The sequence below is a fragment of the Azospirillum canadense genome (assembly GCF_025961225.1).
Lineage (GTDB): Bacteria > Pseudomonadota > Alphaproteobacteria > Azospirillales > Azospirillaceae > Azospirillum > Azospirillum canadense.
This window is the reverse complement of sequence record NZ_JAOQNG010000007.1, coordinates 915,976-930,685: the sequence shown is the minus strand read 5'-3', so window position 1 is coordinate 930,685 and position 14,710 is coordinate 915,976. Positions and strand designations below refer to the sequence as shown.

Genomic DNA, 14,710 nt, shown 5'->3' with positions numbered 1-14,710 from the left:
TCGCTTGAACGCATCACGAGTGTGTCGAGTTCCCCCCGCGTTTTTCCATCCTCCCTGGACAGACGCGGTCCTCGGGTCGGGCGCGTGCGCCCGACCCCCTTTTCCCGACAATACCGCCACAGCCGCTTTCCGCGCCTTACGTCCCCCGCTGGACGCGGCACTCGGGGCGGGGGCGCCGACCGCACCACCGCCCAGCCTTCCAATCCCCTTAACTATGAACAAGACAACCGATGAGCAAGCGCGAGGTGATGGAGTACGACGTCCTCGTCGTCGGAGCCGGCCCGTCGGGCCTGAGCGCGGCCATCCGCCTGAAACAGCTGGCCAATGAGGCCGGGCAGGAGCTGTCGGTCTGCGTCATCGAGAAGGGCTCGGAGGTCGGCGCCCACCTGCTGTCCGGCGCGGTGTTCGAGCCGCACGCGCTCGACGAGCTGATCCCGGACTGGAAGGAGAAGGGCGCGCCGCTGACCACGCCGGCGCGCGAGGACCGCTTCCTCTTCCTCACCCCGACCAAGGCGCTGAAGTCGCCCTTCACCCCGCCGCAGATGCACAATCACGGCAACTTCATCATCTCCCTCGGCAACCTCGCCCGCTGGATGGCCGCCCAGGCCGAAGAGCTGGGCGTGGAAATCTACCCCGGCTTTGCCGCGGCCGAGGTGCTGTACGACGAGGAGGGTGCGGTCAAGGGCGTCGCCACCGGCGACATGGGCATCGGCAAGGACGGCGAGAAGACCGGCAACTACACGCCGGGCATGGAGTTGCACGCCCGGCAGACCGTCTTCGCCGAGGGCTGCCGCGGCTCGCTGACCAAGACGCTGTTCGAGCGCTTCGATCTGCGCGACGGCGTCGACCCGCAGACCTACGGCATCGGCATCAAGGAGCTGTGGGAGGTCGACCCCGCCAAGTCGCAGCCCGGCCTGATCGTCCACACCATCGGCTGGCCGATGGACCCCAAGACCTACGGCGGCAGCTGGCTCTACCACATGGAGGGCAACCTGGTGTCGGTCGGCTTCGTGGTCGGGCTCGACTACGAGAACCCGCACCTCTCGCCCTTCGAGGAGTTCCAGCGCTACAAGACGCACCCGGCCATCCGCCCGACCTTCGAGGGTGGCCGGCGCATCGCCTACGGCGCCCGCGCCCTGTCGGAGGGCGGCTTGCAGTCGATCCCCAAGCTGACCTTCCCCGGCGGTCTGATCGTCGGCGACGCGGCGGGCTTCCTGAACGTGCCGAAGATCAAGGGCAACCACACCGCCATGAAGTCGGGCATGCTGGCGGCCGAGACCATCTTCGCGCACCTGACGGGCGGCGAAAATGGGCGTGAAGTGACGACCTACCCGGAGGCGCTGAAGGCGTCGTGGGTGTGGAAGGAATTGCACGAGGTGCGCAACATCCGCCCGGGCTTCCAGAAGGGTCTGTGGGCGGGTCTGGCCAACGCGGCGTATGAGACGGCGACCAAGGGCAAGTCGCCCTGGACCCTGCACCACCGGCACGGCGACCACGCGACGCTGAAGAAGGCGAGCGAGGCGCCGGCGATCGCCTACCCGAAGCCGGACGGGGTGGTGTCGTTCGACCGGCTGTCGTCGGTGTACCTGTCGAACACCAACCACGAGGAAGACCAGCCGGCGCACCTGACGCTGAAGGACCCGGAGACGCCGATCCGGGTGAACCTGGCGCTGTACGACGCGCCGGAGACGCGCTACTGCCCGGCCGGGGTGTACGAGATCGTGCGCAACGAGGACGGGACCAACCCGCGGCTGCAGATCAACGCGCAGAACTGCGTGCACTGCAAGACCTGCGACATCAAGGACCCCACCCAGAACATCAACTGGGTCGTCCCCGAGGGCGGCGGCGGCCCGAACTATCCGGGGATGTAAGGCCATGCCAGAGAGGAGCACGGAGGGACGAGCAATATGCGCATTTTGATGAATGCCGGCACCGGCAATTGGCTCTCACGGGCGGACCATCGGCGTCCGGACGCGCTGCACTGGCCGAGCCGCTGACGCGCCAAGCCGGCATCAAGGTCGCCGACGTGGCGCCCCTCGTGGATAAGCTCAAGAACGACGCGCGGGTGATCTGATCACCCCAACCGCTCGTCTCGCAAGGGAGCCCCCCAGAATGCCGCGGACCCATCCCTGGAACTTTGCGCGTGTGGGCCATGCCAGTGACATTGAACTCTTTGCTCATCTTCCCGAACATCTACGCCCACACGCCATCAGGATATATTTCTACATCGTCGAGAACTTCGGAGAATTTAACATTGACAATTCGGATCTGGCTGAAGCGATTGCATCGCCAATGTTTCGAGAATTGCTTGAACAGGAAGCAGCGATGCAATCTGGCAAGCTGATTACCTGACCGTATAGTGAAGGATTGTCGAAAATGTCTGTCCTCGTCATTGCGGAGCATGACAACGTCCGCCTGAAGGCCGCCTAGGCGGTTGTCGACGCCGCGTTCAAGGTCGCCGGTGTGGCCAAGGCTCTGCTGGACATGGCGCAGATCTCCGACATCCTGTCGGTGGAGAGCGCTGACACCTTCACCCGCCCGATCGACGCCGGCAACGCCATCGCCACTGTGAAGTCGGCCAACCCGGTGAAGGTCATCACCGTGCGCACCACCGCCTTCGAGCCGGCGGCCGAGGGCGGTTCGGCGTCGGACGAGACGCTGGGCGGCGCGTCGCGCGCGGCGGTGGTCGCGGGCTTCGTTCCCAATGATTACCAAGTCGGGCAAACCGGCACGATCGTGGCGCTCGAGCTGCACGTCGCGGTCGGCATCTCGGGGGCGATCCAGCACCTCGCCCGCATGAAGGACAGCAAGGTCATCGTCGCGATCAACAAGAACGAGGAAGCTACCATCTTCCAGGTCGCCGATTACGGCCTCGTCGCCGATCTCTTCAAGGCGGTGCCGGAGTTCGCGGAACTGATACCGGCGGGTAGGCCCGCCTGAGTCTCATCGGACTGTGCCTGACGCGATGCGCCGCCGCTCCGGAGCGCGGCTGTCACCCAGGGATCCGATGTCCATTTTTTTCTCCTACTGCGAAGGTGTCCATGACCCAAGACGTGTTCATGTGTGATTTCGTCCGCACGCCGATCGGCCGCTACGCGGGTGCGTTGTCCAAGGTGCGGGCCGATGAGTTGGCGGCTGTGCCAATCCGGGAACTTCTTCGGCGTTATCCGCAGCTTGCTGCGGCGTGCGACGAAGTTTTTGTCGGCTGCGCAAACCAGGCCGGTGAGGACAACCGGAATGTGGCGCGCATGGCGCTCCTCCTAGCCGGCCTTCCATCCAATGTCCCAGGCGTGACCGTGAACCGGCTCTGCGCATCGGGAATGGACGCCATCGGTGCCGCCAGCCGCGCGATCCGATCCGGCGAAATCGATGTGGCGATCGCTGGTGGTGTGGAATCCATGTCCCGCGCTCCCTTTGTTCTCGGCAAAGCCGACACCGCGTTCCAGCGAACGGCGGAGATTCAGGACACGACCATCGGCTGGCGTTTCATAAATCCACAGATGAAGGCGCTGTACGGTGTCGATTCCATGCCGGAGACTGCTGAGGCGGTCGCCGATGAGTTCCAGATCACGCGCGTGGCGCAGGATGGCTTCGCCAAGCGCAGCCAAGACCGCGCACACGCCGCCCGCGCGCGCGGCGTCTTCGACGGGGAAATCGTGCCGGTGGGGGTGAACGAGCGCAAGGGAACTGTTCTGGTCCAGCACGACGAACACCCGCGCCCGGAGACCACCCTTGACATGCTTGCGACGCTGCGGCCGGTCGTCCGCGCCGATGGAACGGTCACCGCGGGCAACGCCTCAGGCGTCAACGATGGATCGGCGGCGGTGATCCTGGCCTCGCCCCGGGGGGTGGAACAGTTCGGTTTGGTGCCGCGCGCGCGGGTCTTGGGCATGGCTTCGGCGGGGGTTCCGCCGCGGATCATGGGGGTGGGCCCGGTGCCTGCGACCAAAAAATTGATGGACCGTCTCGGGCGGCGGATCACCGATTGGGATGTCATCGAACTCAACGAGGCCTTCGCCAGTCAAGCGCTGGCCTGCCTCACCCTTCTCGGCGTTCCCGTCGATGCGGATCACGTAAACCCGAATGGTGGGGCCATCGCGCTCGGCCACCCGCTCGGCATGTCGGGCGTTCGGATTGCCGGAACCGCGGTGCGACACCTTGAGGCGACCGGCGGGCACCTTGCGCTGGTCACGATGTGCGTCGGTGTTGGACAGGGCGTCGCCTTGGCACTCGAACGCGTTGCCTGAGGCGGAGGCGCCTGGACGGGGCACGCCGCTGGCCGGGCGCCGAGGTTCACACGCGTCCCTGACGTGATCAGGCCCAAAGCGCTTGGCCCATGGACGCGGACGACATAGGGCGGGCCTATATCGCTCGAAGGCCTGTGCCCGAGGTTTCATTGTTTCGCTGCGGCGTGTTCCCTATGATTGGCGAGCGTAACACTTCGGATTGGATGCGCCGCTTTATTCCAGCCTTCAACACAAACAGGCAGCCATGACGCACAGGCCTCTTCAAGGGATTAAGGTTCTTGATTTCGGCCGGTTTATCGCCGGGCCGTTTTGTGCGGCTATACTTGCCGATTTCGGGGCTGACGTTATTCGGGTGGAGCCGGTCGAAGGCGGTAACGACCGCATCGTCACCCCCTTGGGTGAGGATCTGGACGGTGCGACCTACCTCCCGATGAATCGCAACAAGCGCTCTCTGGCCATGGATCTCGGATCCCCGGAGAGCCGGGAGATCCTGGCCCGGCTGATCCGGAGCGCTGATATCGTGGTCGCAAATATGCCGCCACGCGCGCTCCATAAACTTGGCCTGGACTACGAAAGCCTGCGCGCGCTGAAACCGGACATCATCCTCACCTCGGTGACAGCCTTCGGTGGTCAGGGACCGGAGCGCGGCAGCATCGGCTTCGACGGCACCGGGCAAGCGATGAGCGGCGCGCTGTCCCTGACCGGCCGCCCCGGCCAGCCCTACCGCGCCGCCGTATCCTACGTGGATTTCAGCACGGCCATGACGGCGGCGCTCGGCACGCTGGCGGCCGTGATGACGCGCCGCGCGACGGGCGAAGGACAGCAGGTCGAGGCCTCACTGCTGCGCACCGCGCTGGCCATCATGAACCCGATCCTGATCGAGGAGGCCTCCGGGGTCCGCACGCGCGTGGCTACGGAAAACCGCAGTCCCATCGCCGGGCCGTCCGACGTCTTCGCCACCGCCGATGGGTGGATCATGGTGCAGGTGATCGGCGACGACATGTTTGAACGCTGGATGCAGGTCGTCGGTGCGGAGGACCTGCGCGGCGACCCCCGCTTCAAGGATGACATGGCGCGTGGCGACAACGGCGCGGTTTTGAGTGAGCGGATGCAGGCCTGGTGCACCGGGCGCAGCACCGCGGACTGCCTGCGGCTGCTCCGCGAAAAGCGGGTGCCGGGATGCCCGGTGCTGTCCCCCCGGCAGGCGTTGGTGGAGCCCCAGAACGTCGAAGGCGGCTTCTTCCATTGGTTCCGCCAGCCGGGGCTCGACCGCCCGCTGCCGCTCGTGTCCCCGCTTGTCGAACTGTCGTTGATGGCGCCGTCCCCGCCGCGGAGTGCGCCGGTGCTGGGTGCTGACACGCGGGCCATCCTTCGGGAGATTGGCTTCAGCGACGAGCAGGTGGCGGACTTCGAGCAACGCCATCTGGTTCACGCTGCCGAACCGGGCTGAGGCGGGGCAGATCCACAAACCCCGTGCGGCGGCATCATGCCGCCCGTCAAAAAATACCCATCGTGGGAAGGAACGTTGATAATGAGTAACGTCGAGCGGGTGTGGAAGCCCTCGCAGGAGTTGGTGCTCCAGTCGAACATCACCGCCCTCCAGACGCTTCTGGGGGTGAAGGATTACGAGGCGTTGCTCCGGACATCGTTGAACGAACCGGAGACGTACTGGCGCACCGTTCTTGCGTACTGCCAGACCGTCTGGTCGCGCGATTTCGACCGCTACGCCGATTTGTCCCGGGGCAACGAGTTTCCGAAGTGGTTCCCCGAGGGTGAGTTGAACTGGGTCGACAGCGTGCTGGCGTGGGCCGACCGGCCCGAGACCGCGCAGCGAAACGCGGTCGTCGCCGAGCGGGAGTCAGGCGAGATCACCGCTCTCACCTTCCCCGAACTGCGCTCCAAGGTCCGCTCCTTCGCGGCGGGCTTGCAGGCGGCCGGCATTCAGCGTGGCGACCGCGTCGGTCTCCTGATGGAGGGCGGCATCGAAGCGACGGTCTCCTTGCTGGCGGTGGCCTATATTGGCGCCATTGTCGTGCCGCTGTTCAGCGGCTTTGGTGCCGAGGCCATCATCTCTCGCCTGGACGCTTGCTCCGCCAAGGCGCTCATCGCCACCACCGGCTTTCACCGCCGCGGCAAGCGCATCGACACCAGCCAAGCCATCCTCGAGGCGAAGGCGCGCCTGCCCGGTCTGGAGCGGCTCATCCTCAAAGGAGAGGATGCAGCGGATATGCCCGGTGCGCTTGATTGGGCGGACGTCGCGGCAACGCCAGACTCCGGCCAGCCGGCGGAACGCATGTCGCCAAACGACCCGTTCATGGTCATCTTCACCTCGGGCACGACCGGAAAGCCCAAGGGCGCGGTGCACACTCATGGGGGCTTCCCGCTGAAGGTCGTGCACGACTCGGCCGTCCACCTGGATGCGCGGCCCGGCGACACCTTTCTCTGGCCGGTGGACATGGGCTGGGTTGGCGGCGCGATGGTCATCGCGGCGTCCCTCCTGCGCGGCGCGACGCTGGTGTGCTATGACGGTGCGCCGGATTTCCCGGACTGGTCCCGCATGGCGCGCCTCATCGAGCGGCACCGCGTGACGCACTTCGGGGTCGCGCCGACGCTGATCCGCGGGTTGGCGGCCAACCCCGACGTCTCGACGCAGGGCGATCTGTCGTCGATCCGCATCCTGGTGACCGCCGGCGAGGCGATCGACCCGGAAACCTTCCTATGGCACCAGGAGAATTTCGGCGGCGGGCGGGCGCCGTTGATCAACTTCACCGGAGGAACCGAGGCGTCCGGAGCACTGCTCTCCAGCGTGATCGTACGGCCCATCCACCCGGCGGGCTTCAACGCCGTCCCTCCCGGGGTCGAGATCGCGGTCGTCGGACCATCGGGGGAACCCGTTGTTGATGCCGTCGGCGAACTGGCCATCTTGCGGCCGTTCGTCGGCATGACGCAGTCCTTCTGGCGCGACGATGAGCGTTACCTGGAAACGTACTGGCGGACCGTCCCCGGCCTGTGGATTCATGGCGACCTCGCTCTGCAGACGAGCGACGGACACTTCTTCATGCGCGGGCGCTCCGACGACACGCTCAAGCTCGCCGGCAAACGCCTGGGCCCGGCGGAGGTGGAAGATGTTCTGCTCGAACTGGACGCGGTTAAGGAAGCCGCGGCCATCGGCGTGGATGACGCCACGAAGGGGCAGAAGCTCGTCGTGTTCGTCGTGGTCGACGGCGCCGGCGAACACGCGGCCCCGCTCGAACAGGCGATCGCCGCACACGTGGAACAGCGGCTGGGTCGCCCGTTCCGGCCGGCGCGGGTGCACATCGTCGGCGACCTGCCGAAAACCAGGACCACGAAGGTGATGCGACGGATGATCCGCAGCGCGTACTGTGGGCTGCCGGTGGGCGACACCACAGCGCTGGCCAATCCGTCGGCCTTGGACGAGGTTGCGGCGGCGGCGGCCGGAACCTGACAGGGTGCTGGCCACCGGTGCGGAACAAGCGGGAGGACGTGCATCGTGGACCTCAAACTCGCCGGAAAGCGTGTGCTCATCACCGGTGCGTCGCAAGGAATTGGAGAGGCGCTTGCTGAAGCGTTTGCCGAGGAGGGCTGTGCGCTCCATCTCGTGGCCCGGTCTGCGGAGAAGCTGAACGCGGTCGCTGCGCGCCTTGGCGACCAGTTCCAGGTGCCGGTCGCCGTCCTGCCAGTCGACATCACCGCCCCTGGAGCGGTTGAGACGATTGCCGCGGGTGCGCAGGACGTCGATGTGCTGGTCAACAACGCCGGGGCTATCCCTGGCGGCAACCTCTGGGAGGTGGGCGCCGAATGTTGGCGCCGGAGTTGGGACTTGAAGGTTTTCGGCTACATCGACCTTGTTCGCGCGATCTACCCGCGGATGAAAGCTCGGGGCGGCGGCGTCATCCTGAACAACATCGGCAGCGGCGGCGAGAACTTCGATTTTGACTATGTCGCCGGATCAGCGGGAAACGCGGCGCTGATGGCGTTCACGCGAAGCATCGGTGGCCGCAGCCTCGACGACGGCATCCGCGTCCTCGGCGTCAACCCGGGCCGCGTGGCGACGGAGCGGTTGTACCAAGTGTTGCAGGCACGGAGCGCGAACGGGGTCACCATCGACGATCAGCTTCGGTGCCTGCCGATGGGGCGTCCGGCCAATGCGCGTGAGATCGCTGACCTCTTCGTCTTTCTGGCTTCGCCTCGTTCGGCCTACACGTCGGGCGCAATCTTCACCGTGGACGGCGGCATGACCGCCCGCCGCTCCATCTGACCTCAGGTGCAAATCATGCTTGAACGTTACGCGGGCTATCAGCGAATTGCCTTTGATTGCCCCGCGGAGGGGGTGCTGCGGCTGACCCTTAACCGGCCGGAACACCGCAACGCGCTCGATGCCGTTGGCCATCGGGAACTGTGCGACGTGTGGCGGACCATCGACGCGGATGAGGCGGTGCGTGCCGTGATCCTTGCGGGGCGGGGCCCCGCGTTCTCCGTGGGTGGCGACTTCGAGGAAGTCGAGGCGGTCATCGACGATTTCCAGGCGCGCGTCCGCGTCTGGCGGGAGGCGAAGGACCTCGTCCAGAACGTCATCAACTGTTCCAAGCCGATCGTGTCGGCCATCCATGGACCGGCGGTTGGGGCGGGGCTGGTGGCGGCGCTGTTGGCCGACATTTCCATCGCGGCACACGACGCCCGGATCGTCGATGGCCATACCCGCCTGGGCGTGGCGGCCGGCGACCATGCCGCCATCATCTGGCCGCTGCTCTGCGGCATGGCCAAGGCCAAATATTACCTGATGCTCTGCGAACCGCTCTCGGGTGAGGAGGCCGAGCGGATCGGCTTGGTGACCATGAGCGTGGACGCCGCCGAGGTGCAGGACAAGGCCCTTGCGGTGGCGACGCGCTTGGCGCAGGGCGCGCCGCAGGCAATCCAATGGACCAAGCACTCCCTGAACAACTGGCTCCGTCAAGCGTGGCCCATCTTCGACGCTTCGCTGGCGCTTGAGTTCTTTGGGTTTGGCGGCGCGGACGTTAAGGAAGGCGTGGCCTCGTTCCGCGAAAAGCGCGCGCCCAAATTCTGACCGCCGCCCTGCGGACAACGCGCCGCGGCCATCCAACCACTTCAAGCACAAGGCCGCAGGGCCGCAGACCCGGCCGGCCGAGGGTGCGCCGGCCGGGTCTGTGGCCCGGTGCGCCCGAGGGGAGAACACGATGCAGGACCTGACCCAACTCACCGTGGAGATCGCTGGATACGTGGCGACGCTCACGCTCAACAGTCCGCCCGTCAACGCGTTGACGCGGGTGCTCAACGACGAGCTGACCCTGGTGCTTGACCACATCTCTGAGCGGGACGACGTGCGTGCGGTGATCCTCACCGGGGCCGGGAGGGTGTTCTGCGGCGGCGCCGATCTGAAGGGGCGTGCGGAGAACATCAAGAACCCTGGCGATCTCATGGCCCACGCCCGGCGGACGCGCGAGTGCTTCCACGCGGTGCGCGAATGCGCCAAGCCGGTGATCGCCGCCCTGAACGGCCCAGCGCTGGGAGCCGGACTGGCCATCGCCGCGTCGGCCGACATCCTGGTGGCCTCCGAGACCGCGTCGCTCGGACTGCCGGAGGTGGACGTGGGGTTGCTGGGCGGCGCCCGCCACGCCATGCGGTTGTTCGGGCATTCGCGGCTGCGCACCATGGCGCTTACCGGGCGGCGCGTCAGCGGGTCCGAACTCTATCGGCTCGGCGTCGTCGAGGCGTGCACGCCGCCCGATGACCTCATGCCCGTGGCCCGGGACATCGCCGACACCATCGCCGCGAAGAGCCCGGTGTCCACCCGCATGAGCAAGCACACGATGAACGTCATCGAGGACATGAGTCTGCGCGACGGGTACCGCTACGAGCAGGATATGACGGCGGCCATTTCCAAGACCGAGGACGCCCGCGAGGCGCAACGCGCGTTCAAGGAGAAACGGGTTCCCGTGTTCAAGGGATGCTAACCGGGACCTGTCGCGGTCGCGCCGTGGGCGACGTGCGTCGCGCGGTGGGCGCCAGTCCTGGTGGGGCTGGCGCCGCACCGGGCCGTCAGGAGCCACCCTGCGGCGGCACATGCAGGCTCAGGCGGTCGGCAGCGTCCGCCACCAGCTTCTCGATGATCGTCTCCACGGCGATGATGGCGCGGGTGACCGACCGGCCGTGCCGGCGGATCAGGTAGGCGGCCCGCCAGAGTGTCGGGTTGCGGATCCGCACGAGGATGACACTGCCCTGCGCGACCTCGTCGGCCACCGCCGCGTGGGGCAGAATAGTGTACCCGCTGGCCCGATCGACCATGGTGATCAGGTGCCGCAGCGGATCGATTTCCAAGACCGCGTTCAATTGCACGTTGGCCGCTTTGGCCTCGCGATCGATCAGCGCTCGCAGGCCATGCGGGCGGTTCGGCAGCATCATCGGCAGCCGCTCGAGAGTTGCGAAATCCACCGGTTGCCCAGGCTCCGCCGCGTCGGCGACCGGGGGCGGCCAGTTGTCCGGCGCCGAGATAAGGTACAATTCCTCCCGCAGGAGCAGGCGAGCGCTGAAGGGCGTCAAGTCGAGGCCTTCGTAAATGACGCCCAGGTCGGTCTGGTCGGACTGCACCCAATCACTGATGTGGCCGGAATTGCCTTCGGTGATCTGCAGCTTGAGGTGTGGAAACTCGGCGTAGATACTCTCTGCGAGCGGTACGGTGAGAAGCCGCGACAACGAAGGAGTGAGGGCGACCGAGATGGTCCCGCGGACCTCGCGGTCACGCTGCTGGACATCCTCCAGGGCTTGCTCGATGGCGGTGAGAATGCTGCGGCCATGCTCGGCCAAGGCAAAGCCGGCCTCTGTCAGCTCGATGCCGCGCACGCTCCGGATCACCAGCGTCGTCCCGAGCTGCTTTTCAAAGCGGGTCAGCGCCTCCGACAGCGACGGTTGCGCGATCCCGAGCTGCGCGGCGGCGCGCGAGATCGTTCCCTGATCGGCGATCGCAACAAAATAGGCGAGCTGCTTGAGATCGAACGACGTGTTTGCCTTCAATGCCATAGACGTTTCCTGTCCCGATCGGCTGTTGTTTTTTCTTAGCCTACGACGTGAACCGCATCGGCCGCCAGCTTTCGGTGAGCCGGCGACGGAAGGCACGACACGGAGTCCGTTTGCATCAAGGCGGCTTCAGAAAAGCAAAGGCCGGCCCGGTTTCCACCGGGCCGGCCTGCAAGAAACCTCCGCTTCCGCCCAGCAGGGTCAGACCGGCAGCCCCAGCACCTGCCGGGACAGGATGTTGCGCTGAATCTCGTTGGTGCCGCCGTAGATGGTCGTCACCAGGGCGTTCATCAGCGGTGCAAGCGGATTGAGGCTCCGTGTGCCGAACGACACCGTCGCGCCGGCCCCGCCATGATCGCCCGCGACCTCCATCAAGGCGACACCGATCCGCGTGTAGGTCTCGCTGGCCCAGATTTTCAGGAGCGACACGCTCGGCGGCAGCTCCTCCCCGCGCTTGACGATGTCGGCGAAGCGCCCGTACAGCGCGCGCAGGTCGGCAAGGTCGAGCTGGAGTTGCGCGAAGCGGGCCGCGAAGACCGGATCGTCGAAGACCCCGTTCGCCTCGGCCAGCGCCCGCAACTGACCCATTGCGTACTGCGAGGTCTTCGGACTGCCGATGAAGATGCGCTCGTGCCCCAGCAGAGATTTGGCGACGTGCCAGCCCTGGTGCAGCGCGCCGACGAGATTCGCCTGTGGCACCCGGACATCGTCGAAATAGACCTCGCAGAACTCTTCCTCTCCGGCGATGTTGCGGATCGGACGGACCGTCACGCCCGGCGACGACAGGTCAGCCAGCAGGAAACTGATGCCTTCCTGGCGCTTGGCGAACTTTCCGGTGCGCACCAGCATGAAGATGTGCGTCGCGTCCTGGGCCAGCGTGGTCCAGATCTTCTGGCCGTTGACAATGAAGTCGTCGCCGTCAGCGACCGCCTCCGTCCGCAACGCGGCGAGGTCGGAGCCGGCGTTGGGCTCCGAATAGCCTTGGCACCAGATGTGCTCGCCCGAGAGGATTGGCGGCAACCATTGGCGCTTCTGCTGCTCCGTGCCATGGGTGATCAGCAGCGGACCGAGGTTGATCAGGCCCTGGTCGGGCATGCGGGCGACGCCCCAATCCTCCTGCTCCTCGATGAAGGCCAGAAGCTTGTCGGGCGGCAGCGCCATGCCGCCATGTTCGCGCGGCCAGGACGGCGCAAGCCAGCCTTGACGGGACAGGGTCATGTACCAGTCCCGGATCTCCGGCCAATGCAGGCGCTGCGGCGGGTTGCGCAGCTCCCGCGGGTAGTGGGTGCGGAAGAAGCCGCGCACCATCGCCCGGAAACGCCCTTCGTCCATGGTGGCCCAATCGGTCTCCCGCCCGGCTGCCGGTATGTCCGCCGGCTGGTCGGTTGCTGCAGGGAGCTGATCCTGCTGAAGCCGGAGGTAACGGTCCCGGTGCGCCGGGGCATTGCCAAGCCAACTGGCCAGATGCATGGCCCGTTTCAGATAGAGGCCGACCGCGCATTCGTCGGTGTAGCCCATCGCACCATGGAACTGCACCGCCAAGCGGGTGATCTGCAACGCCGCCTCGGCGCAGCGGGCCTTGGCCCGGCTTGCCGCGGCCGGCAGAAGCCGCGGCGCGTCGGCGTCGGCGATCGCCTGCCGCAGCCCGGCCTCGGCCAGCTCCAATTGCAGATACGCATCGACCATGCGGTGCTGGAGCGCCTGGTTGGCCCCGATCGGCTTGCCGAACTGGACGCGGGTCTTCAGATACTCCAGCGTCGTGTCAAAGGACTCCCGCGCCACACCCAGCAGTTCCGCCGCTTGCAGAAGACGTGCCGTCTCCACCCCGCGTTCGAGCGCGCGCAGCGCGGTCGGGCCGGCGGCCAGCAGGGAGGTGGCCTCGACAACGGCATTCTCGAACGTCACCACGCCCATCGGGCTGCCGTCGATGCGCGGCTGCGCGTCGCAGAGAACCCCGGCTGTGTCGGCCGGCACCCAAAGCAGCGCCGTGTCCTCCCCGTCCATGGCCGCCGTCACCAGCCAGCCGTCGGCCGCCGGCCCGGGCACGACCCAGCTCTTGCGTCCTTGCAGGACCACGTGATCCCCGTCCCGCCGGGCGACCGTTTGCAGTCCGCTTGATTCCCCCATCCCGTCCCGCTCCTGCCATGCGGCTCCGGCGAGCGTGTCGCCGGCCAGGACGGCAGCCAGCAGTTCGTCGCCGGCCGGGCTGGGCGGCAGGTCGGCCAGAATCAGGACGGGGAGCACACCGGCCCCGATGACCGGTTCCGGCAGCAGGGCGCGCCCCACCTCCTCAAGCACCCCGACAGCGTGCTGGAGCCCGAGACCGAGCCCGCCCCTGTCCTCGGGGACCAGGACGGCGGGCCAGCCGGCGTCGCAGACCTGCTGCCAGACGGCGCGCTCGAACCCCGGCGCCGCGTCGCGCAACGCCCGTATGCGGGCATGACCGGACTGGCGGCCCAGAAAGGACCGCGCGCTGTCCCGGAACGCTTCCACTTCCGACGCCAGGGCGTCGGCCTCGTTGTTCTGCATGGTCGTCACTCTTGTCACGGGGGCCGCAGCACATCCGGCAGGCTCGGCCAGACCAGGCTGTCGAAGCAACCCCTTGTCGATGTTACAGCGTCGCGCCACCGTCGACGGTGATCTCGGCCCCGGTCATGTAGGCGCTGTCCTCGGACAGAAGGAAGATCACGATGGCCGCAACCTCGCCGGACGTGCCCATCCGCCGCATCGGAACGCGGGACAGGCGTTTTTCCACCTCCTCCTCGGGGCTGCGGAACTTCACCATGTCGGTGTCGATCGGTCCGGGAAAGACCGAATTCACACGGATGTTGCGCCGCGCAAGGCTGATGGAGGCAGCCCGGCTCATCCCACGAACCGCCCATTTGGTCGCGCTGTAGGCGAAGGCACCCGGCGTGCCCCGCATCCCGGCGGAGGAAGAGATGTTCACGATCGACCCGCCGCGACCGATGCTTTTCATCACCTCGGCCGCGTGCTTCATGCCCAGGAAACAACCGAGCTGATTGACCTGCACATGCCGCTCGAAGGAGGAAAGCGAGGTTTCATCCATCGGCCGGGGGTCGAAGATCGCCGCGTTGTTGACCAGCCCGTAAAGGTCTCCTTCACGGCGGGCGATGTCCATGGCCTCGATCCAATGACCCTCCTGGCTGACGTCCAGGTGGATGTAGCGCGCCTGGGGCCCGAGCTCCCGCGCCAGGGACTCGCCCGGTTCGTCGGCGACGTCGGCGATGAGGACCCGGCCGCCCCCCGCCACCCAGCGCCTCGCCTCCTCGGCCCCCTGGCCGCGGGCGGCACCGGTGATCAAGACCAACTTGTCTGCAAAGCGATTCATCATGGCATCCTGTTTTCGGGCCCGCGGGCCCTAGGGGCCGCCGGCGGACCGAAGTGGGTTC

The 14,710-nt window shown here is 66.7% G+C and carries 11 protein-coding genes and 2 pseudogenes; 10 read left to right on the top strand and 3 right to left on the bottom strand.

Annotated features, from left to right (window positions below; genetic code table 11):
- Window positions 1–230: 230 nt before the first annotated feature.
- The 10 genes and pseudogenes from M2351_RS31925 (at window position 231) to M2351_RS31880 (ending at window position 10,240) form a co-directional block, all read left to right on the top strand.
- Window positions 231–1,871 (top strand): electron transfer flavoprotein-ubiquinone oxidoreductase, encoded by a 1,641-nt coding sequence (locus tag M2351_RS31925; protein WP_264660031.1) that lies wholly within the window; start codon window positions 231–233, stop codon window positions 1,869–1,871.
- Between the two features lie 110 nt (window positions 1,872–1,981).
- A pseudogene (locus M2351_RS31920) lies at window positions 1,982–2,074 on the top strand (electron transfer flavoprotein subunit beta/FixA family protein); the annotation flags it as partial.
- Between the two features lie 38 nt (window positions 2,075–2,112).
- Window positions 2,113–2,352, top strand: coding sequence for a hypothetical protein (locus M2351_RS31915; RefSeq protein ID WP_264660030.1), 240 nt, complete (start codon window positions 2,113–2,115; stop codon window positions 2,350–2,352).
- A gap of 120 nt (window positions 2,353–2,472) precedes the next feature.
- Window positions 2,473–2,940, top strand: a pseudogene (locus M2351_RS31910) (electron transfer flavoprotein subunit alpha/FixB family protein); the annotation flags it as partial.
- A 101-nt stretch (window positions 2,941–3,041) separates the two neighbouring features.
- Window positions 3,042–4,247 (top strand): 3-oxoadipyl-CoA thiolase, encoded by a 1,206-nt coding sequence (gene pcaF / locus M2351_RS31905; RefSeq protein WP_264660029.1) that lies wholly within the window; start codon window positions 3,042–3,044, stop codon window positions 4,245–4,247.
- 244 nt (window positions 4,248–4,491) lie between these two features.
- Complete coding sequence (locus M2351_RS31900; protein WP_264660028.1) at window positions 4,492–5,697, top strand: CaiB/BaiF CoA transferase family protein; 1,206 nt, start codon at window positions 4,492–4,494, stop codon at window positions 5,695–5,697.
- Window positions 5,698–5,778: 81 nt separating this feature from the next.
- Window positions 5,779–7,713, top strand: coding sequence for an AMP-binding protein (locus tag M2351_RS31895; RefSeq protein WP_264660027.1), 1,935 nt, complete (start codon window positions 5,779–5,781; stop codon window positions 7,711–7,713).
- Window positions 7,714–7,758: 45 nt separating this feature from the next.
- Window positions 7,759–8,526 (top strand): short-chain dehydrogenase/reductase, encoded by a 768-nt coding sequence (locus tag M2351_RS31890; protein WP_264660026.1) that lies wholly within the window; start codon window positions 7,759–7,761, stop codon window positions 8,524–8,526.
- Between the two features lie 15 nt (window positions 8,527–8,541).
- Window positions 8,542–9,333, top strand: coding sequence for an enoyl-CoA hydratase/isomerase family protein (locus tag M2351_RS31885; RefSeq protein WP_264660025.1), 792 nt, complete (start codon window positions 8,542–8,544; stop codon window positions 9,331–9,333).
- Window positions 9,334–9,463: 130 nt separating this feature from the next.
- On the top strand, window positions 9,464–10,240 hold the full coding sequence (locus M2351_RS31880) for an enoyl-CoA hydratase/isomerase family protein (protein ID WP_264660024.1): 777 nt from the start codon (window positions 9,464–9,466) through the stop codon (window positions 10,238–10,240).
- Window positions 10,241–10,325: 85 nt separating this feature from the next.
- On the opposite strand, the gene M2351_RS31875 is transcribed toward M2351_RS31880, so the two are convergent.
- The 3 genes from M2351_RS31875 to M2351_RS31865 all read right to left on the bottom strand — a co-directional run bounded on the left by M2351_RS31875 (window position 10,326) and on the right by M2351_RS31865 (window position 14,649).
- Complete coding sequence (locus M2351_RS31875; RefSeq protein WP_264660023.1) at window positions 10,326–11,303, bottom strand: LysR family transcriptional regulator; 978 nt, start codon at window positions 11,301–11,303, stop codon at window positions 10,326–10,328.
- Window positions 11,304–11,501: 198 nt separating this feature from the next.
- A complete protein-coding gene (locus M2351_RS31870) occupies window positions 11,502–13,829 on the bottom strand; it encodes an acyl-CoA dehydrogenase (protein ID WP_264660022.1) in 2,328 nt (775 codons plus the stop codon).
- A gap of 82 nt (window positions 13,830–13,911) precedes the next feature.
- On the bottom strand, window positions 13,912–14,649 hold the full coding sequence (locus tag M2351_RS31865; RefSeq protein WP_264660383.1) for an SDR family NAD(P)-dependent oxidoreductase: 738 nt from the start codon (window positions 14,647–14,649) through the stop codon (window positions 13,912–13,914).
- Between the last annotated feature and the right edge of the window lie 61 nt (window positions 14,650–14,710).